The sequence below is a fragment of the Plantibacter auratus genome (genome assembly GCF_050587365.1).
Lineage (GTDB): Bacteria > Actinomycetota > Actinomycetes > Actinomycetales > Microbacteriaceae > Plantibacter > Plantibacter auratus.
On record NZ_JBOBFV010000006.1, the window covers coordinates 55,366 to 72,847 of the forward strand.

General features: G+C 70.4%; 19 protein-coding genes. 14 read left to right on the forward strand and 5 right to left on the reverse strand.

What is annotated here, in order from left to right; genetic code table 11:
• Positions 1–81: 81 nt before the first annotated feature.
• The gene (locus tag ACQ3HE_RS18895; RefSeq protein WP_430893896.1) at positions 82–3,201 is read left to right on the forward strand and encodes a DUF7507 domain-containing protein; all 3,120 of its coding nucleotides are present in this window, start codon (positions 82–84) and stop codon (positions 3,199–3,201) included.
• Between the two features lie 83 nt (positions 3,202–3,284).
• Positions 3,285–3,845: a hypothetical protein gene (locus ACQ3HE_RS18900; protein WP_159879589.1), complete on the forward strand. Its 561-nt coding sequence runs from the start codon at positions 3,285–3,287 to the stop codon at positions 3,843–3,845.
• 6 nt (positions 3,846–3,851) lie between these two features.
• Here ACQ3HE_RS18900 and ACQ3HE_RS18905 read toward each other — a convergent pair whose 3' ends face one another.
• On the reverse strand, positions 3,852–4,469 hold the full coding sequence (locus tag ACQ3HE_RS18905; RefSeq protein WP_430893898.1) for an amino acid deaminase: 618 nt from the start codon (positions 4,467–4,469) through the stop codon (positions 3,852–3,854).
• Positions 4,470–4,619: 150 nt separating this feature from the next.
• Here ACQ3HE_RS18905 and ACQ3HE_RS18910 point away from each other — a divergent pair, with 150 nt between their 5' ends.
• From ACQ3HE_RS18910 to ACQ3HE_RS18940, 7 genes are read left to right on the forward strand one after another with little or no spacing between them, the layout of a single operon-like run.
• Complete coding sequence (locus ACQ3HE_RS18910; protein ID WP_430893900.1) at positions 4,620–5,327, forward strand: HAD family hydrolase; 708 nt, start codon at positions 4,620–4,622, stop codon at positions 5,325–5,327.
• A gap of 31 nt (positions 5,328–5,358) precedes the next feature.
• The gene (gene phnD / locus ACQ3HE_RS18915; protein ID WP_430893902.1) at positions 5,359–6,369 is read left to right on the forward strand and encodes a phosphate/phosphite/phosphonate ABC transporter substrate-binding protein; all 1,011 of its coding nucleotides are present in this window, start codon (positions 5,359–5,361) and stop codon (positions 6,367–6,369) included.
• Between the two features lie 39 nt (positions 6,370–6,408).
• Positions 6,409–7,233 carry a phosphonate ABC transporter ATP-binding protein gene (gene phnC, locus ACQ3HE_RS18920; RefSeq protein WP_430893904.1) on the forward strand — a complete coding sequence of 275 codons (825 nt, stop codon included), beginning with the start codon at positions 6,409–6,411 and terminating at the stop codon, positions 7,231–7,233.
• The gene (phnE, locus tag ACQ3HE_RS18925) at positions 7,230–8,063 is read left to right on the forward strand and encodes a phosphonate ABC transporter, permease protein PhnE (RefSeq protein WP_430893906.1); all 834 of its coding nucleotides are present in this window, start codon (positions 7,230–7,232) and stop codon (positions 8,061–8,063) included. The genes phnC and phnE (ACQ3HE_RS18925) overlap by 4 nt, the downstream gene beginning before the upstream one ends.
• Positions 8,060–8,935, forward strand: a complete 876-nt coding sequence (gene phnE, locus ACQ3HE_RS18930) for a phosphonate ABC transporter, permease protein PhnE (RefSeq protein ID WP_430893908.1) — start codon at positions 8,060–8,062, stop codon at positions 8,933–8,935. The genes phnE (ACQ3HE_RS18925) and phnE (ACQ3HE_RS18930) overlap by 4 nt, the downstream gene beginning before the upstream one ends.
• Positions 8,916–9,788 carry a MurR/RpiR family transcriptional regulator gene (locus ACQ3HE_RS18935; protein ID WP_079002967.1) on the forward strand — a complete coding sequence of 291 codons (873 nt, stop codon included), beginning with the start codon at positions 8,916–8,918 and terminating at the stop codon, positions 9,786–9,788. The genes phnE (ACQ3HE_RS18930) and ACQ3HE_RS18935 overlap by 20 nt, the downstream gene beginning before the upstream one ends.
• A gap of 55 nt (positions 9,789–9,843) precedes the next feature.
• Positions 9,844–11,352, forward strand: coding sequence for an ABC transporter substrate-binding protein (locus ACQ3HE_RS18940; RefSeq protein WP_430893910.1), 1,509 nt, complete (start codon positions 9,844–9,846; stop codon positions 11,350–11,352).
• 14 nt (positions 11,353–11,366) lie between these two features.
• On the opposite strand, the gene ACQ3HE_RS18945 is transcribed toward ACQ3HE_RS18940, so the two are convergent.
• A complete protein-coding gene (locus ACQ3HE_RS18945; protein WP_430893912.1) occupies positions 11,367–11,996 on the reverse strand; it encodes an isochorismatase family protein in 630 nt (209 codons plus the stop codon).
• A 94-nt stretch (positions 11,997–12,090) separates the two neighbouring features.
• Between ACQ3HE_RS18945 and ACQ3HE_RS18950 the strand changes: the two genes are divergently transcribed.
• Positions 12,091–13,206, forward strand: a complete 1,116-nt coding sequence (locus ACQ3HE_RS18950) for a hypothetical protein (RefSeq protein ID WP_430893914.1) — start codon at positions 12,091–12,093, stop codon at positions 13,204–13,206.
• Here ACQ3HE_RS18950 and ACQ3HE_RS18955 read toward each other — a convergent pair.
• On the reverse strand, positions 13,187–13,798 hold the full coding sequence (locus ACQ3HE_RS18955; protein ID WP_159879605.1) for a DUF998 domain-containing protein: 612 nt from the start codon (positions 13,796–13,798) through the stop codon (positions 13,187–13,189). The genes ACQ3HE_RS18950 and ACQ3HE_RS18955 overlap by 20 nt on opposite strands.
• An 83-nt stretch (positions 13,799–13,881) precedes the next feature.
• Here ACQ3HE_RS18955 and ACQ3HE_RS18960 point away from each other — a divergent pair, with 83 nt between their 5' ends.
• Entirely contained in the window at positions 13,882–14,244 is a 363-nt protein-coding gene (locus tag ACQ3HE_RS18960) for a MerR family transcriptional regulator (protein ID WP_430893916.1), read from the forward strand.
• A gap of 83 nt (positions 14,245–14,327) precedes the next feature.
• Here ACQ3HE_RS18960 and ACQ3HE_RS18965 read toward each other — a convergent pair whose 3' ends face one another.
• Positions 14,328–14,846, reverse strand: coding sequence for a hypothetical protein (locus tag ACQ3HE_RS18965; protein WP_430893918.1), 519 nt, complete (start codon positions 14,844–14,846; stop codon positions 14,328–14,330).
• 115 nt (positions 14,847–14,961) lie between these two features.
• On the opposite strand from ACQ3HE_RS18965, the gene ACQ3HE_RS18970 reads away from it, so the two are divergent.
• From ACQ3HE_RS18970 to ACQ3HE_RS18980, 3 genes are all read left to right on the forward strand, one after another.
• Positions 14,962–15,516 (forward strand): GNAT family N-acetyltransferase, encoded by a 555-nt coding sequence (locus tag ACQ3HE_RS18970; protein ID WP_430893920.1) that lies wholly within the window; start codon positions 14,962–14,964, stop codon positions 15,514–15,516.
• A gap of 93 nt (positions 15,517–15,609) precedes the next feature.
• Complete coding sequence (locus ACQ3HE_RS18975; protein ID WP_430893922.1) at positions 15,610–15,846, forward strand: sortase; 237 nt, start codon at positions 15,610–15,612, stop codon at positions 15,844–15,846.
• A complete protein-coding gene (locus tag ACQ3HE_RS18980; RefSeq protein ID WP_430893924.1) occupies positions 15,843–16,028 on the forward strand; it encodes a hypothetical protein in 186 nt (61 codons plus the stop codon). The genes ACQ3HE_RS18975 and ACQ3HE_RS18980 overlap by 4 nt, the downstream gene beginning before the upstream one ends.
• A gap of 150 nt (positions 16,029–16,178) precedes the next feature.
• On the opposite strand, the gene ACQ3HE_RS18985 is transcribed toward ACQ3HE_RS18980, so the two are convergent.
• On the reverse strand, positions 16,179–17,471 hold the full coding sequence (locus ACQ3HE_RS18985; RefSeq protein WP_430893926.1) for a hypothetical protein: 1,293 nt from the start codon (positions 17,469–17,471) through the stop codon (positions 16,179–16,181).
• Positions 17,472–17,482 lie beyond the last annotated feature (11 nt).

The window sequence follows — 17,482 nt, forward strand, 5'->3', positions numbered from 1 at the left end:
CCGCTCTACTGATCCTCGGCCCCTCAGCTGGGGCCAGGTTTTCGGCGGGCGCACCGCCGCTTCACGGGGAAGGCAACACACATGCAGCAGCACACGGGTCGAAGGAGTCACCGCGCACGGTGGCGGAACCGGTGGGGCGCACCGTCCGCCGCTCGCGCGACCATGGGGATCATCGGGGTGACCGTCCTGTCGGCGCTCTCGCTCGTCGGGGTCGGCTCGAGCGCGCAGGCGCTGCCCGGGACGCCGGGGACGCCGCAGTCGGGATCGATCGTCTACGCCGAGGACTTCGAGAACGGAGCGACGTCGCCGACGTACATCGAGGACTACGTCGGCGCCGACGGCACGCGCTACACCGCGGACGCCTCCTGGCGCGACCACGCCCAGTGCAACGGCAACGTGACGAGCTTCGCCTCGTCAGCGGAGCCGCAGTGTTTCGCGGAATCGGCGTCCGGTGAAGGACGCACGCGGCAGCTCGCCTGGGCCCTCGGCGCCGGCGACACGTCCAACCACTCCGTGAGCGCCTGGACGTCTCAGCAGAACCTCACCATGAACCCGCCGAACGCGGTCGAGTTCGCGACCGTCGACCCGATCGCGCTCACGAGCGCCGGCCGGTTCCTCACGACCTCGGTGGACCTCGCCGCGGTGTCCTGCAACGCGTCGCAGCAGCCCGTCCTCGAGTTCTTCCTCACCGACGACCAGGGCGATGCGCACTCCGTCGGTGCCGTCAACGGGTGCACCGCAGCCGGTTCCCGCTCCGTCACCGCGCCGGCGACCGGTGCGGCCGGGGCGGAGAACGTCCGCGTCGGCACCTACGTCTCGCCGGGAGCCGTCCTGCTCCCCGGGGCGACCGTCGGCATCGTCGCCCGCAACCTGACCGGCGGCGGCACGGCCGGCAACGACCACGCCTTCGACAACATCCAGGTGCTCGACGTCTCCCCGCAGCTGGACAAGTCGTTCAGCCCGGCGAGCGTCGTCGCCGGTGAGACGTCCACGCTGACCCTCACGATCACCAACACCGACGAGCTCGCGGCGAAGAACGGCTGGTCCTTCACGGACGCGCTGCCCGCCGGCCTGACGATCGCCGACGGCGACGCCTCGACCACCTGCCCGTCGGGTGTGGTCACCGCGCCCGAGGGCGGCTCGTCGATCGACGTCACCGGGAACCTCAGCCAGGGCATGACCTCCTGCGCCGTCACCGTCGAGGTCACGTCGCCCGTCGCCGGGACGTTCACGAACGGTCCCGACAACATCACGAGCGTGGGCCTCAACCCGCCGGCCGACGCCACGGTCGAGTTCGTGCCGCAGGCTCCCGCGATCACCGTCGTGAAGTCCGCGTCACCCGCTGCTGCGGAGTACGCCGTCGGCGACGAGATCACCTACTCCTTCCTCGTCACCAACACCGGCAACGTGCCGCTCACCGACGTCCAGGTCGACGAGGGCGCGTTCACCGGGACCGGTGACCTCTCCGACGTCGTCTGCCCGCCGGGAGCGGCGACGCTCGCCCCCGCGGCGGCCGTCACCTGCGAGGCCACCTACACGATGACGCAGGCCGACATCGATGCCGGCACCGTCTCGAACTCGGCCACCGCGACCGGGACACCGCCGCAGGGCCAGCCGCCGGTCTCACCGCCGTCCGAGGTCACCATCCCGGGCGTGGCCCAGGCCCCGGCCCTCACCGTCGCGAAGTCGGCGACGCCGACGACGGTCGCGAACGCCGGCGAGGACGTCACCTACTCGTTCCTCGTCACCAACACCGGCAACGTCACCCTCTCCGACGTCTCGATCATCGAGGGCGAGTTCACCGGCACCGGCGAGCTCTCCGACGTGGTGTGCCCGGCCGCAGCCGGCTCGCTCGCCCCGGCGGCGACCGTCACCTGCGAGGCGAGCTACACGGTCACGCAGGCCGATGTCGACGCCGGCTCGGTGACCAACTCGGCGACCGCGACCGGCACCCCGCCGGCAGGCGGCACTCCCCCGGTCTCACCGCCGTCGGAGACCACGGTCGAGTTCCCCGCAGCGCCCGCCATCACGGTGGCGAAGTCAGCGACGCCGACCACGGTCGCGAACGCCGGCGAGGACGTCACCTACTCGTTCCTCGTCACCAACACCGGCAACGTCACCCTCACCGACGTCCAGGTCGTCGAGGGCGACTTCACCGGCACCGGTGAGCTCTCCGACGTCGTCTGCCCGCCCGCGGCAGGTGCGCTCGCTCCCGCCGCGACCGTCACCTGCGAGGCCACCTACACGGTGACCCAGGCCGACGTCGACGCGGGATCCGTCACGAACACCGCGACCGCGACCGGCACCCCGCCGAACGGTGGCACTCCCCCGGTCTCGCCGCCGTCGGAGACCACCGTCGCGTTCCCGGCGACACCCGCCATCACGATCGTGAAGTCGGCCGATGCGGTGGCCCAGGACGGCCTCGCGGTCGGCCAGGTCGTCACCTACTCCTTCCTCCTCACCAACACCGGGAACGTCACGCTGACGAACCCGACGGTGGTGGAAGGGGAGTTCTCAGGCGCCGGCGAGCTGTCCGACGTCGTCTGCCCGGCCGAAGCCGCTTCGTTGGCACCGGGCGCGACGATCACCTGCGAGGCCACCTACACGGTCGTGCAGGCAGACGTCGACGCGGGGCTGATCACGAACTCCGCGACCGCGACGGCGACGCCGCCGAGCAGTGTGAACGGTGTGCCGCCGGTCTCGCCGCCATCGGAGGTCACGATCCCGTCGCCGCCCGTCCCCGGCCTCTCGGTGGTCAAGACGGCCGATGTCGAGCGGGCCACGACTGCGGGACAGGTCATCACCTACTCGTTCCAGGTGACGAACACCGGCAACGTCACCCTTCGTGACGTCGCGGTCCAGGAAGGTGACTTCACCGGCACGGGCACGCTGTCCGCGATCACCTGCCCGACGGGCACGGCGCTCCTCGCCCCCGGGCTCCAGGTCGTCTGCACCGCGACCTACACGGTCACCCAAGCGGACCTGAACGCGGGCTCGATCCGCAACACCGCGTTCGGGACCGGCACGACGCCGGGCGGCGAGTCGTTCACCTCCGACCCGTCCACGGCGACCGTGAGCACGCCGGGTCCGGTGCTCGCCTCGACCGGAACGACCGTCGCACCACTGGTGGTCGGGGCGGCGATCCTGCTGTTGCTCGGTACCGGGCTCGTCATCCGACGCCGCCTCGTCACCGGACGCTGACCCGGAACCGACCGATCGGGCGGGTCGAGCCTTCGGGCTCGGCCCGCCCGTCGTCCTTCCACCACCACTACCCTGTTGAGGCCATGAGAACCGCGACCACCACGACCCTGCTCCGCTGCGCGGCCTTCGGCGCCGTCGGTGCCGTCATCCTGTTCCTCGTCAGCCCGCTGACGTCGACCGCCGCGGTGCTCAACCCCGTGCTCTACGCCGCGATCGCCGCCGTCACGATGGTCATGCCGATGCTCGCCAGGCGTTGGACGGGCGTCCCCGGTGCGACGGTGCTCACCGCAGCCGTCACCGGGCTCCTCGCGCTGCCCGTCACGGCCCTCGGCCCGGCGATCATCGTCGCGCTCGTCGTCCCGGCAGCCGCGATCGACCTGGTGCTCGCCCGCCGACGGCACCCCGCCCGCACGACGACCTGGCTTGCGGCCGCGGCCGGTGGCGTCGCGATCTGGGCGCTGTCCTTCGCGGTGATCTCACCCGATCTCGTCTCACCGGTGCTCGTCATCGTGCTGCTCGCGGTCCGCGTCGTGAGCTACGTCCTCGCGATGGAGCTGGCCGGTCTCGTCGCCGGGCGCCTCCGCCGATCCGGCGTGCGATCAGGGCGTCGCCGGGACGTCCGCCGAGGATCCTCCGACGCCTGATCCGCGTCAGCCTGCAGCCGCAGCATTCCACCGGAGGCGGCCGGGGTCAGCGTCCCACTCCTCCAGCAGCGCTGCACCGGAGGCGACCGGGAAGGTCGTGATCAGGCGCTCGTCGATGCCGTACACGAGCGCGACGGCGTCGGTGTCCGTCGGTTCGCCGAGCCCCAGAACCATCCGACCGGACGGGCCGTCGGCCATCCGTACCGGTCGTGCGAGCAGGTCCTGCGCGGCCGCCGTCACCCGCGACAGCAGGGACGACGCACGGGCCCATGGGACGAACTCGTCGTCAGGGAGACCGAACGCGCGCGCGAGCGCTCCGTCCAGCCAGCGGTCGCGTTTCAACCCGTAGGGTGTCGGGACCGCCGAGAGCAGGTAGCCGTAGACGTGGAGGAGCCCGGCGTTCCCGACCGGCCAGACCACGGCGAGGCCGGCGCGCGCATGCAGCGCCTCGAACAGCGCACGTGGGATCACGGGCCCGCCCGTGTGCTCGTCGATGACGGTCGACGCACCCCACGAGGCGAACCGGCCTGCCACCGTGTCCTCGTCGATCGCCGCACCCAACCAGGAGTGCTCCTCGAGCACGGTCGAGGGTTCGGTCTCTGCTCGTCGCGCGAGCTCCGTCATCATCACAGCACCACAGCATAGGCGGCTCGTGCGTCGGTGAATTCACCCGCCGTTCACCCGCCATGGTGATTGCGTCCACACTCGCCGTCCATGATGGACGCAGCGTCCGCAGGAGCGGCCGTGTGAACGACACGCTCAGAAGGAGCGCCTGTGGCCCCCACCATCCTCTTCGATTTCGACGGCACCCTCGCCCTCGGCGACGGGCCGATCACGGCCTTCGCCCGCGCCATCGCCGAGCGCACCGGCGACACCGGATTCGCGATGCGCGCCGAGGCCGCCCTCGCCGCGTTCACGACCGGCGAGACCGACGCCCGCGACGGGTACGACGCCGTGACCCGGATCGCCCGCGAAGCCGGCGTCGGTGCCGACGTCATCGGCGCGTCCTACGACGACTCCCGCGCGCTGCTCGGCTCGAGCGAAGCGGCGGTCGACTCTCCCGAGAACCTGCCCGCGTTCCTCGAGACGCTGGGCACCCACGCCCGACTCGTCCTGGCGACGAACGCCCCCGGCGACGGCATCACGGCGCTCCTCCAGTCCTGGGGCGTCGCCGAGGCGTTCGACGCCGTGCACTTCACCGTCGGGAAGCCGGCAGGCCTCGTCCCGCTCATCCGTGACGCGCTCGCCGCCGGCCCCGTCCTCGCCGTCGGCGACATCGTCGAGAACGACCTCGCTCCCGCCGCCGAGCTGGGCGCCGACACCGCCCTCGTCGGCGCGACCTTCGAGCGCTCGACGGCCACCGCCACGATGCGTGGGCGCTCACTCGCCGACCTGTACGACCAGATCATCGCCTGGGCCGCAGCCGCATCGCGCCACACCGACGCCTCCCAGACCTCCACTCCCGCTCCGTCCGCCTCCTGATCACCCTCCACCCTCGAAAGGCATCCCGAACATGCGCAAGACCCTGCTCCTCACCGGCGTCGCGGCCGTCGCCGCCATCGCCCTCGCCGGCTGCAGCCCCGCCGCCTCCTCCCCGTCGGCCACGGGCACGGCGTCCTGGCCCGACTCCATCACCATCTCGCTCGTGCCGTCCGTGGAGGGCGAGGACCTCGCCGAAGCACTCGACCCACTCACCAGCTACCTGTCGGAGAACCTCGGCATCAAGGTCAACGGGGTCGTCGCGACCGACTACGCCGCGACCGTCGAGGCCCTCGGCAGCGACCAGGCACAGGTCATCATCACCGACGCCGGCTCGCTCTACAACGCGACCGAGCGCTACGACGCGAACCTCGTCCTGCGCGACGTCCGCTTCGGCGCGACCTCGTACGCGTCGGTCGCCTACACGAACAACCCCGACAAGTACTGCGCCGAAGCGCCGGTCATGGTCACCTACGCGGCGAGCGACACCCCGCTCTCGTACTGCAACGGCATCGAGCCCGGCGCAGACGCTGCGACCGGCGCAGGGCCGGCGGCGCTGAAGGCCCTCGACAAGATCTCGAAGGGCACTAAGGTCGCCCTGCAGGCCGCGACCTCGCCCGCCGGGTACCAGTACCCCGTGGTCGCGATGCGTGACGCCGGCATCGACACGGACGCCGACATCACCCAGGTCCCGGTGGAGGGCAACAACAACGCGGTCCTCTCCGTCTACAACGGCGACGCCGAGGTCTCGTTCGGCTACTGGGACGCGCGCACGACCGTCCTCAAGGAGGCGCCCGACGTCGCCGACAAGGTCGTCGCGTTCGCCTACACCGAGATGATCCCCAACGGCGGCGTCGCGGTCTCGAAGTCGCTCCCGGCCGACCTCACCAAGCAGCTCACCAAGCTCATGGCGGGCTATGCGGACTCCTCCGATGCGGCGAAGAAGGTCATGTTCGACCTCGTCGGCCTCTCCGGCTGGACCGACAAGACCGCACCGGACGAGATCACCCGCTACGGCGAGATCCTCGACCAGTTCTCGAACTGACCCGCTCCAACCGATCGACCCTCTCCAGGAATCCGGTGCATGAACACTGATCAGCATCGCGCGGAGGCCCGAGCCCAGCTCGCGGCCTCCGCGTCGTGGTCCATCCGTCTCGACGACGTCTCGGTCACCTACCCGAACGGCACGAAGGCGCTCCGCAACGTCTCCCTCGACATCGCCGCCGGGGAGATGGTCTCCGTCGTGGGGCTCTCCGGCTCCGGCAAGTCGACGCTCATCCGCACGATCAACGGCCTCGTGCCGGCGACGAGTGGGACCGTCGGCGTCGGGCCGCACACCGTCACCGGTCTGCGCGGCCGGCAGCTCCGTCGTCTGCGCGGGCACGTCGGCATGATCTTCCAGGGCTTCAACCTGGCCGACCGGACGAGCGTGTACCGCAACGTGCTCGTCGGCCGGTTCGCCAGCACCCCGACGTACCGGAACCTCCTCGGCCTGACCACCGCCGCCGACCGGGAGCTCGCCCTGCGTTCGCTCCAGTCGGTCGGCATGCTCGACAAGGTCTGGACCCGCGCGGCGCAGCTCTCCGGCGGACAGAAGCAGCGGGTCGCGATCGCCCGCGCCCTCACACAGCAGCCGAGCGTCATGCTCGCCGACGAACCCGTCGCGAGCCTCGACCCGCCGACCGCCCACACGGTGATGAACGACCTGCGCCGGGTGAACACCGAGACGGGTCTCACGGTGCTCGTGAACATCCACCTCATGGACCTCGCCCGCACCTACACGACCCGCATGATCGGGCTCCGCGACGGCGAACTCGTCTACGACGGCTCCGCATCCGACGCGACCGAGGCGGACTTCGAGCGGATCTACGGTCGCCCCATCCAGCCCGACGATCGGCTGGACCGATGACGGCGGCCAGGACCGACGCGAAGCCGCCGTCCGGGACCGACTGGCAGCTGCCGCCCAGGCCGAGCACCCGACTGCGGACCGCGCTCATCATCGGGGCCGTGGCCGCCTTCACGATCGCCACCTGCCTCCCGGCGATCGGCGGCGTGCAGCTCGACTTCGGCGCGCTCGTCTCCCACTGGGACAACGGTTCCGGTCTGCTCCTCCAGCTCTTCCAACCCGACTTCGCCTTCCTGCCGCGCACGGTGCAACCGATGCTCGAGACGCTGCAGATGGCGCTCGTGGGTGCGGTGGCGGCTGCGTTGCTGTCCGTTCCGCTGACGCTGTGGGCGGCGGCCCCGACGAACCCGAACGGCCTGTCGCGTCGCATCCTGCGCGCGATCGTCAACGTCATCCGAGCGGTGCCCGACCTCGTCTATGCGACCATCCTCGTCGCCATGGTCGGCGTCGGTGCGCTGCCCGGCCTCCTGACGCTCTTCCTCTTCGACCTCGGCATCATCGTCAAACTCGTCTCCGAGGCCATCGACTCCGCCGACCACCCGTACATCGAGGCCGGCAAGGCCGCCGGTGGGACGCAGACGCAGATCAACCGCGTCACCGTCCTCCCGCAGGTCTGGCCGCTGTTCGCGAACCAGTGGCTGTACACCCTGGAGCTCAACGTCCGTATCTCCGCGATCCTCGGCATCGTCGGCGCCGGCGGCATCGGTCGGTTGCTCGACGAACGGCGGGCGTTCTACGCCTACGACGACGTCTCGGTGATCGTCCTCGAGATCCTCGTCGTCGTCGTGCTCATCGAGGTCGCGTCCAACCTGCTGCGGAGGCGACTCGTATGACCGCGAACGATCCGAACACGTTGCTCCCCCGCCGTCCCTCGCGACTCGTCCCGACCCTCGCGGCCGTCGCCGTCGGGATCGTCGTCATCGCCGCGACCGCCGGCCTGCCGATCGACTGGCGCGACCTCGGCACCGTCCCGGCGCAGCTCGTGCACTTCGGCGGGCTCATGTTCGAGAGCCCGAACTGGGAGAAGCTGCCGCGGGCCCTCACCGAGATGTGGCGGTCGATCTCGATGGCCTGGATCGGCGCGATCCTCTGCGTCCTCGTGTCGATCCCGCTCGGCATGCTCGCCGCAGGGTCGGTCGGGCCGGTCTGGGTGCGGCTGCCGCTGCGCGGGGTGTTCGCCGTCATCCGCGCGGTCCCGGAGGTGATCATCGCGCTCATCCTGCTCACGATCACCGGGCTCACCCCGTTCACGGGCGCGCTGGCCCTCGGGATCGCCGGCATCGGCACCCAGGGGAAGTGGGTCTACGAGACGATCGAGTCCGTGCAGGAGGGTGCCTCGGAGGCCGTCCGCGCGGCCGGTGGCGGTACCGCCGAGGTGACGCGCTGGGCGCTCTGGCCCGCCGCCGCCCCTGCACTGCTGTCGCTCGCGCTCTACCGGTTCGAGATCAACATCCGCACCTCGGCGGTCCTCGGGCTCGTCGGCGCGGGCGGGATCGGCAGCATGCTGGCGAACTACACCAACTATCGCCAGTGGGATACAGTCGGGATGCTGCTGATCGTGGTGGTCGTCGTGACCATGACGATGGACGCGATCTCGGGTGCCATCCGACGCCGGATCACCCGGGGCCCCGGCATCGCCCGCACCACCCGTACCGCCCTTCCCGCCCGCACGACGAGGAGCCGCAATGTGGACAGGGTCCGCTGACGCCCCGCCGACGGCCAGGATCGCGATGCTCGCGCCGTCGCTCCAGCCGAGCGAACGCCGGGTGGCCGAGACGGTGGCCGAGGACATCGAGGCGAGCATCGAGCGCACCGCCCAAGAGGTCGCCGACCTCGCCGGCGTCGGCCGCGCCACCGTCATCCGCACCGCGCAATCGCTCGGGTACGAGGGCTACCCGCAGCTGCGGGTCGCCCTCACCCGCGAGGTCGCGCTCGGGACACCGACCGCCCGCGACGATGGCGACGACACGATGCTCGGCACCCTCCGCGGGGCCATCGACCACTTCGCCGGTCGCCTCGGCCAGACGACGTCGGCGATGACGGAGGAGACGCTCGAACAGTTCGTCCGCGTGCTCGACGAGGCACCGAGACTGCTCATCGCGGCGAACGGCCTGTCCTCACCGCTCGGATCCGATCTGGCGATGCGGCTCATCTCCGCAGGCCGGCCGGCCGAATACCTGCCCGACACCCTCGGGCAGCAGATCGCCGCCACGCACCTCGGTCCGGGCGCGGCGTGTCTGGTCCTCTCGGGTTCGGGTGCGAACCGGGCGTCCGTCGACGTGGCCGCGGCAGCTCGAGCGAGTGGCGCGACCGTCCTCGCGATCACCTCCTTCCCGCGCTCGGCCGTCGCCGAACTCGCCGATGTCGCGCTCGTGGTCGCTCCCATCGACGCGACCTTCCGGGACGAACTCGTGCACACCTCCCGGGCGGCCATCATGCTCGTGACGGAATCCGTGGTCGGTCTGCTTGTGGGCCGACGTGGCGATCGTGCGCAGCGCGCCCAGTCGGCGACGCTCGCGGTCATCAGCGGCTCGCTGTCGGACGACGCTTCGGACTGACCCGGCTCAGGCCGACCGGCTCAGACCGGTGCCGGGATCCGCGAGAATATTCTCCATGCCCCGTCACCGACTGCGTCGTCACCTGCTCAGCGCCGTGATCGCGGCCACCGGTTCCCTGCTCGTCCTCACCGGCTGCGCTGGCCCGGCGACGACGCCGACCGCGGACACCGACGCGACACTCCGCGTGGGCCTCGTCCTCGAGCCGTCGGACCTGGACATCCGGACGACCTCCGGCGTCGCACTCGAGCAGGTCCTCATCGACAACGTCTACCAGGGGCTGGTCTCGCGCACACCGGACAACGAGATCATCGACACCCTCGCCGAGCGCCATGAGGTCAGCGTCGACGGGCTCACCTACACCTTCGTCCTCCGCGACGGGGTGACCTTCCACGACGGCGCTCCGCTCACCGCGGCCGACGTGGTCGACTCGCTCACGCAGGTGCAGCAGAACGCGGCGTTCGTCGACCACCTCGACCTGGCGCAGCTCCAGACCGTCACGGCGGTCGACGACCGCACCGTCCGGTTGCAGCTCAGCTCCCCCGACTCCGACCTGCTGTGGGCGCTGACGGGTCGTGCGGGACTCGTCCTCCAGGCCGGGGCGGTCAACGACCTGTCGACGACGGCGAACGGCACCGGCCCGTTCACGCTCACGTCCTGGAAGCAGGGCGACAGCATCACCGTCGAGCGGAACGACGACTACTGGGGTGACGCGCCGAAGGTGAAGGAGGTCGTCTTCAGCTACATCCCCGATGCGTCCTCGGCCGTCAACGCGACCCTCGCGGGCGAGGTCGACGTGCAGATCGGTCTCGACGCGAACCTGCGGGACCAGGTCGAGCGTGTCGAGGGCCTGACGATCGTCGAGGGGAAGACGACCGACAAGTACACCCTCGCCTTCAACAACCAGCGCGCACCGCTCGACGACCCCCTCGTCCGGCAGGCGCTCCGCACGGCCATCGACCACGCTGCCATCGTCGAGGCGGTCGGCGGCGCCGCCGCCCTGCAGTACGGACCGATCCCGGAGCTCGACCCCGGCTACGAGGACCTCAGTGACGTCGTGAGCTACGACCCGGAAGCGGCGAAGGCGCTCCTCGCCCAGGCCGGCCAGGAAGACCTCGCACTCACGCTCACCGTCCCGAACCACTACGGCACCGCCGCCGCCAACGTCCTGGTGTCGCAGTTCAAGGCCATCGGCGTCACCCTCACGGTCGACAGCGTCGAGTTCCCCACGTGGTTGAACGACGTCTACACGAACCACGACTACGACCTCAGTCTCGTGAACCACGTCGAGGCACGCGACATCCAGCACTGGGCGGACCCGGACTACTACTTCGGCTACGACAACCCGACGGTGCAGTCGTTGGTCGCCGAGGCCAGGGCTGCGACCGACCCCGAGGTCGCGGACGAACGACTCCGCGAAGCCGCAGCGCTGGTCTCGAAGGACCACGCCGCAGACTGGCTCTACACCGGGATCTCCCTCACCGTCGTGCGCGACGGGGTCACCGGTTTCCCCACCGACTTCGTCAGCGAGCACCTCGACCTCCGGGACGTCGCCGTCACCGACTGATCGGCGGCGGGATGCTAGTCGCGCTCGGCGGCGCGCGTGGCGGAGGACACCAGGTCGTCCTTCGGCAGCGCCCTGCCGTCCGTGAGGGCCTGCGTCCAGGTGGCCGTCGTCGCGACCGCGGCGAAGTTCGAGTCGAGCAGCGCCATGAGGGTCGTGTGCACCGTCTTCGCGTCGACGGACCCGGCCGCGTTCTCGAGGTTGATCGCGCCGGTCGCGTCGGAGAGCACCTCGACGTCGATCCCGATCTCCTCGGCGCCCGCCGCGGACGCGATGACGCAGTTGTTCGTCATGTACCCGACAAGCGTCACGGTGTCCGCACCCTGATCGCGCAGCCACGCCTCGAGGTCCGTCCCGGCGAAGACCGAGCCGTACTCCTTCACGACCACCTTCCACGACGGCTGCGCGCGGCGGGCGACCTCGGGGTGGAGCTCGAACGCGCTCGTGTCCGGGTCGAAGACCGGAGCCCCGCTGCCCGATGAGTGCTGGACGACAGCGACCGGGATTCCTGCTGCCGTCGCCGCTTCGATGGCGGTCGCGATCCGCAGGATCGACTCCTCCCGCGGCGGGTACTGGATCGCGAGCGGACCGGCGAAGTACTCCTGCTGGACGTCGATCAGGATCAGGGCGCGACGGGTCGTGGTCACAGGGGAACTCCTCGGTTCGGTGATGGCATCGGCACGACGCCGGTTCCATCCTCCCTCGGAAGCGGACGACACGCGCCACCGATAGTCTCGGCGCATGGGGATCAGGGGTGCGGGGATGCGGTCGGTCGGGATCAGCGCGGGGCTCGCCGTGATGGTGGTGCTGTCAGCGTCGGCGTGCGGATCGTCCGCGACACCGAACGCGTCGCCGACCTCCGACGCACCGAGCACCCCGGCGTCGACCGACCTCCTCGCGTGCAGCGACCTCGCATCGCTCGACACCGTCGCCGGCGTCCTCGCCGCTGAACCGGCGGACGTCGTCGAGGCCGTGCAACCGTCCGATGCCGTGGATCTGGCCGTCCTGACGGCGGCCGGCGGGCTCGCCTGCTCCTGGCGGGTGGGCGCCGGACAGCAGATGATCGGCGACGGAGCGGGCGACTGGGCCTACCTCTCGATCGAGATCCTGCCGGGCGCTGCCGACGATTGGGCCCCGCCCTACGCCGGCGACACACCGTCCGAGGACACGAGGACGATCGCCGGTGTCGAGGCGACCACGTCGTCGGGCGAGACCGGGTGGCGCGTGTCGGCGCCCGTCGGCTCGGCCTGGGTCGAGCTGTCGATCACCGCCTCCGGACTGACCTCCACCGGCAGCCGGTTCGAAGGCACGCCGGCGGGCGAGGTCCTCGACAACCTCGCCACGGCGGCGGAGACCACCTTCACGACGGTGGAGCCCGCCTCCGAGGCGCAGCTCGCCTGGCCCGCGCTCGCGCCGCGCGAGGGCGACGCGACCTGCGACGGCGGGCTGGACGAGGCCGGGATCGTCTCCGCACTGCAATATGGCGAGGCCACCACCACCTACACCGTCATCGATCCGCGGGCACAGCCGATCGGCGATCTGGAGGATGCGGCGAGCGCCCGAGTCGGTGCGTTCAGCTGCGAACTCTTCGCCGAGGGCTTCGGGTACACCGACATCCTGGTCGTGCGCGACGGCGCGACGATCATCGACGAGCTGGCAGCCCAGCCCGACATGGCGGCGGCGCTCGAGCCGGTCACCCTCGAAGGCGCGGTCGACGGCGAGTCGGCACTCGTCGCGCGCCGCATGGACGGTCCGCGGTCGCCGCTCTACCTCACCGTCGGTGAGACGTTCTATGCCGTCAGCTCCGGCGACGGCGCGCAGACGGTCGCTGAGGCGATCATCGCCCAGACCCGGTAGCGGCGAGACCGACGCTCGCGATGAGCGGCGCGACCGTCACGACGAGGATGAACGCGCGTTCGGCCAAGCCGAAGGTGTGCGGACGAAGCGGCCGGACCAGGAGTGAGACCACGAGGGCGGCGAGCGCGACGGCGGCGATCGGATCGAGGACGCCCAGGACGGCGCCCGGCGCTCCACCGAGCAGGCGTCCGAGCGGGCTGATCGTCGAGTACCCGAGGGTGAACCAAGCGATGGCGAACAGGAGGTGCACCCTTCCGCCCGCTGTCGTCGAGGAACCCGTCCGATCGGTCGGCACGAACGGCATCGCCGCCAGCAGGCCCCCGAGCACGAGGAGCCAGCCGCCGACGCCGAGCCGACTGTCGCCGAGGGACACGTCGGTCAACACGCCTGCGCCCAGTGCCGCCCAGGCGGCAGCCGCACTCCAGGAGGACACGGTCGCGAGGGTCCGCGTGGTGCGCGAGTCGGCGACCGCGTAGTCGCTCACGGTGTCTCGGACGGGGTGGATCCCGCCGGGCACGACATGGAGGGCGATCAGCAGCAGCAGTCGACATCCGAACAGGACGGAGGCGAGGACGAAGATCGGTTGAGACATGATGACCCTTCAGGACGTTGTGGAACGGGCTTCCGTCCATGAGGCTAGAGATTCAAGTTACTTGAAGGTCAAGGAGGACTCCGATGAGGATCGGTGAGCTGGCGAGACGGACCGGTCTGGCGACGTCCGCGATCCGTTTCTACGAGCAGCGCGACATGTTCAGCCCAGGGCAGGTCGAACGGCGCGCGAACGGGTATCGCGACTACGGGCCGAGCGCCGTGCGGCGTCTGGAACTGATCCAGGCGGGTCGGGCGGCCGGCTTCTCGCTCGACGAGATGCGGGATCGCATGCGCGACTGGGACACCATGCCCGTCTCGCAGCGTGTGGACCTGTTGCGGGAGCAGCTCGAGGTCATCGAGGAGCGGATGCAGGAACTCTCTCGCGGGCGCGAGACGGTGCTGGCCGCGATCGCCGGGTTGTCCGAGTCGGATCGGAGCTCGGGGTGAGGGTCGCCGAGGCGATCGTCGCGCAGACGTGGTGACGGCCGCACCGTCGTCGGGCGGTGTCGTCCGTCGGGAGGAGGGCCGGCTCACTCGCCGGCGGTGTCGAATCCGCAGGTCTGGATGGTCCAGGCGATGAACGCCTGGTAGTCCGGGTCGGTCGCGGCGCTCTGCACGGCCTGCGACTCGGTGAACCTCGGGTCGAGCCCGACGTCGGAGACGAGGCTGTCGGCCGGGAACTCGGCGAGGATCGCGGCGGTCTCCTCAGCGGCGGTCGCGAAGACCTCGGCGCCGGCTGCGACCTCGGCGCTCACGCCGTCCAGCGGCAGGAGGTCGCGGATCGTCGTGACCTGCGCCTGCACGGCCTCGAGGTCCTCGCCGACGGTGCCCGACTTCGCGGTCGCCGCCGCGCGGTTGGCCGCGCAGAACGCCGTGTAGTCGGCGGGCCCGTCAGCAACGTCGGCGGTCGCCGTGGTTGTGGGCGTCGACGACGGTTCCATGGAGTCGCGGTCCCCGCTGGACGGTGCAGAGCATCCCGCGAGGAGGCCGGCGACGAGGAGGGCGGAGCCCCAGACGAGGGCGAGTCGGCTGGGGTGCGGTGCGGTCATGAACGAGGTCCCCTTCAACGGTCTGCGAGTCGGCGCCATCCATGTTGCCGCACCCGCGCGCGGTCCGGTAGGTCCGCGGCGCGGTCCGGAGCGTGATCTCGTATCGTTGATCGACGTGAGTACCTCCCTTCCCCCGACGTTCCCGCTGTCCACCGACCGACTCGTCCTCCGCCTGCACGAACCGTCGGACGTCTCCTGGTTGCTCACGGTCTACTCGCGCCCGGACGTCGCCACCTACCTCCTCGACGAACCGTGGACGGAGGAGGTCGCACGGACGAAGGGTGCCGAGCGGCTTCAGCGCACCGGCCTGGACAGCCCTGCGCGTGCGCTCGCACTCATCGTCGAGCACGAAGGTGCGCCGGTGGGCGAGGTCCTGCTCTGGTACACCGACCATGAGCGGGGCGTCGCCGAGATCGGCTGGGTCCTCGACCCGGCGCACGGCGGCAAGGGGTTCGCGAGCGAGGCCGTCGGTGCTGTACTCGACCTTGCGTTCAGCACCCCGGGGATGCACCGCGTCGCTGCACAGCTGGACGGACGGAACACGGCGTCGGCGCGACTCGCGGAGCGGGTCGGCATGCGGCACGAGGCCCACCTCCGGCAGAACTGGTGGAGCAAGGGCGAATGGACCGACACGGTCGTCTTCGGCCTGTTGGCGAGCGACCGCGGCTGAGGCGGTCGACTGGCTCACCCGATCGCGATCGCGGCCGGGCCCGTGAGCGTGCCGACCTGACGCCCCTCGCCACGCCTCAGCCGTCGGTCCTCGGTGCTCACGGCACACCGTGGCCTGGCCACCTCCGAACTGTTCACCCATCTCGACCAGGTACAGGTCGATGACACGTTCACCATCGAGGTCTTCGGTGAAGTCCTCACCTACCGGGTCGTCGACACCAGGGTCGTCGAGCCCACCGACACCGAGTCGCTGTTCCCGGTCGACGGGAAGGACCTCATCACCCTCGTGACCTGCACCCCCTCGGCGTCAACAGCCACCGCATCCTCGTGACCGGAGAGCGGGTCATCCCCACCCCGCAATCCGACCGGGACGCCGCAGGGGAACACCCGGATGGTCCGTCGTTCCCCTGGTGGTCGCTGATCGCCGGAGGGGTGCTCCTTGCCGCGACCACGTACGTGTGGCTGTCCGGACGACCGCCGAAGCGTCTTGCTGGCGTCGCGCAGATGGGCTGACCGATCGCCTTCCACCAGGAGCGATGACCGACGTCGCACTCGGCGGGCGATGGCGGAGCGTCACAGGCGGCGGCGACACCTGCCGAGCAGCGCAGTTGAGGCGCACCCTCGCAATGAGCGTGCGCCTCATAGGACCGCAAGGGAGGACGTTCACTGCGATCGTCGGAGGACCTCCGTCTCGTCCCGACCCGCTCGCCGAGTGCGGACGACGCCCACTGCCGCGCCTCCTGCAAGAAGCAAGAGCGCAAGCCCGAACGGGGCCGTGTCAGTGCCCGTGGTCGCCAGCGAACCGCCGCTCGCACCTCGGGGTGAAGGTGTCCCCAGCGAGGTCGACTGATCGATCGGTGCCAGCTCGACGGGAGCGGGCTCGTCCGGAACGCCCGGGTATTCGGGGCTGGGGTCGCCGGGGGCGATCGGAGCGACGGGCGTCACGACGTTGATGGCGAGGTCGATGTTGGCGCTCCGGAGTCCACCGGCCATTGCTGACGCGGAGAACGTGTGCAGACCATCGGGGATCGGGGTTGTGGGCTGGTAGGCCCACACACCATCCGGGGTGGTGATCGCTTCACCGAGGGTCTCGCTGTCGAGCTCGAGGACGACGACGGTGTCTGCCGGGGCAGTTCCAGTGACCACGGAATCCGGTGCCAAGATGCCGCCCTCAGGTGCGTCGATCGTGGGGGCGGAAGGGGTCAGCTCGAGGTTGAACGGAGTCGTCGAGACGACCCGGCCGGACTGGATGAACGCCATGGAGCCTCCGTCAAGCGTGCCGAACGGAGCGTTTGCATCGACGGCGAGATCCAAGGTCTGGGTGCCTTCCCAGATGCTGGTCTCGGAACCGCAGGTGGCGGTGGTCCCTGCTGTATCGATCGAACAGCCTTCCGCGCCGACTCCGAGAATCGTGGTCTGGTCCGGTGCCGTGTACTGCACAATGCCGGAGGTACCACCGTTGACGGGCACGCCGACAGTGACCGTCTCACCGGCGACGCCCTGAGCGACGTGGGGTGGGAGAACGTCCAAGGAAAGCGGAGTGGAGGACACGACCTGGCCGCCGACCTCGAAGGCGATCGAGCCACCTGCGATGGTTCCGATGGGGGCATCCGGATCGATGCGCATCGTGGCCATCAGATCGGATGTCCAGACCTTCGAGTCGGTGCCGCACCGAATCTGAGCTGCATACCGTGTGTCGCATCCGCTGGTGGTCACGAACCCAAGAGTGGCGTGGTCGGGTGCGGTGATCACGAGCGTGCCGGTCTCGCCGGTGGTGAATGAGACCACGAGACCTTCGCCGGCGCGGCCGTCGCCGAGGTACTTGACCACCGGTGCGGCGGTAGCGGCCTCTGGGATGCCGATAGCGAGCCCGGTCAGGACGGTCGTCGCGACGAGGGTCCAGGCGCCGCGACGCCGACGGCGTGCAGGGGAGGATGGGTGAGTAGTGGCGCGCACGATAGTGCTCC

Excerpts from the sequence above, each read along its gene's own strand:
- phnE (WP_430893908.1), top strand. The coding sequence starts at position 8,060 with ATGACCGCGAACGATCCGAACACGTTGCTCCCCCGCCGTCCCTCGCGA.
- ACQ3HE_RS18940 (WP_430893910.1), top strand. The coding sequence starts at position 9,844 with ATGCCCCGTCACCGACTGCGTCGTCACCTGCTCAGCGCCGTGATCGCG.
- ACQ3HE_RS18960 (WP_430893916.1), top strand. The coding sequence starts at position 13,882 with ATGAGGATCGGTGAGCTGGCGAGACGGACCGGTCTGGCGACGTCCGCG.
- phnE (WP_430893906.1), top strand. The coding sequence starts at position 7,230 with ATGACGGCGGCCAGGACCGACGCGAAGCCGCCGTCCGGGACCGACTGG.
- ACQ3HE_RS18900 (WP_159879589.1), top strand. The coding sequence starts at position 3,285 with ATGAGAACCGCGACCACCACGACCCTGCTCCGCTGCGCGGCCTTCGGC.
- ACQ3HE_RS18955 (WP_159879605.1), bottom strand. The coding sequence starts at position 13,798 with ATGTCTCAACCGATCTTCGTCCTCGCCTCCGTCCTGTTCGGATGTCGA.
- ACQ3HE_RS18895 (WP_430893896.1), top strand. The coding sequence starts at position 82 with ATGCAGCAGCACACGGGTCGAAGGAGTCACCGCGCACGGTGGCGGAAC.
- ACQ3HE_RS18905 (WP_430893898.1), bottom strand. The coding sequence starts at position 4,469 with ATGACGGAGCTCGCGCGACGAGCAGAGACCGAACCCTCGACCGTGCTC.
- ACQ3HE_RS18950 (WP_430893914.1), top strand. The coding sequence starts at position 12,091 with ATGGGGATCAGGGGTGCGGGGATGCGGTCGGTCGGGATCAGCGCGGGG.
- phnD (WP_430893902.1), top strand. The coding sequence starts at position 5,359 with ATGCGCAAGACCCTGCTCCTCACCGGCGTCGCGGCCGTCGCCGCCATC.
- phnC (WP_430893904.1), top strand. The coding sequence starts at position 6,409 with ATGAACACTGATCAGCATCGCGCGGAGGCCCGAGCCCAGCTCGCGGCC.
- ACQ3HE_RS18965 (WP_430893918.1), bottom strand. The coding sequence starts at position 14,846 with ATGACCGCACCGCACCCCAGCCGACTCGCCCTCGTCTGGGGCTCCGCC.
- ACQ3HE_RS18935 (WP_079002967.1), top strand. The coding sequence starts at position 8,916 with ATGTGGACAGGGTCCGCTGACGCCCCGCCGACGGCCAGGATCGCGATG.